We start from the raw sequence: 537 nt of genomic DNA on the forward strand, positions 1-537 counted from the left end.
GGCCGACTCCTCCGACCACGGCCTGGACGGCACCCTCAACGCCGACCCCGCCACCGCCTGGAACCGCGCCTTCAACGACGTGACGTTCATGCCCGGCGTGACCTTCGACGGCGCCGGAGAGTACATCAGCGCCCCCTCGGCCATCCGCACCGACCGCTCCTGGAGCGTGGCCGCCTGGGTGCGCCTGGACGAGGCCTCGGGCAACGGCACCATGGTCTCCCAAACCGGCGCCCACCAGTCCGGCTTCCTGCTGGGCCACCAGTCCGGATTCAACGACCACTGGGTCCTGGAGACCACCGCCTCAGACGTCGCCGGATCCGCCGCCGGCCCCTGGTCACGCGCCATCTCCAACCACGCCGCCCAATTCGGCCGCTGGACCCACCTGGCCGCCACCTACGACCACACCCGCCAAGAACTCGCCCTCTACGTTGACGGCATCCGCCAAAGCACCACCGGCACCTGGGACAGCGCCTGGCACTCCCCGCACGGGATGGTGATCGGCCGCGCGTGGCGGTTGGGGGAGGAGGACCTGTTCGC

1 protein-coding gene is annotated in these 537 nt (G+C 70.9%); it reads left to right on the forward strand.

From position 1 onward, the window contains the following. The coding region (locus ACFHWE_RS23660; protein ID WP_416604085.1) for a LamG-like jellyroll fold domain-containing protein at nt 1-537 on the forward strand (537 nt) is incomplete at both ends.

This window comes from Nocardiopsis sp. LOL_012, assembly GCF_048060475.1.
Classification (GTDB): Bacteria; Actinomycetota; Actinomycetes; order Streptosporangiales; family Streptosporangiaceae; genus Nocardiopsis.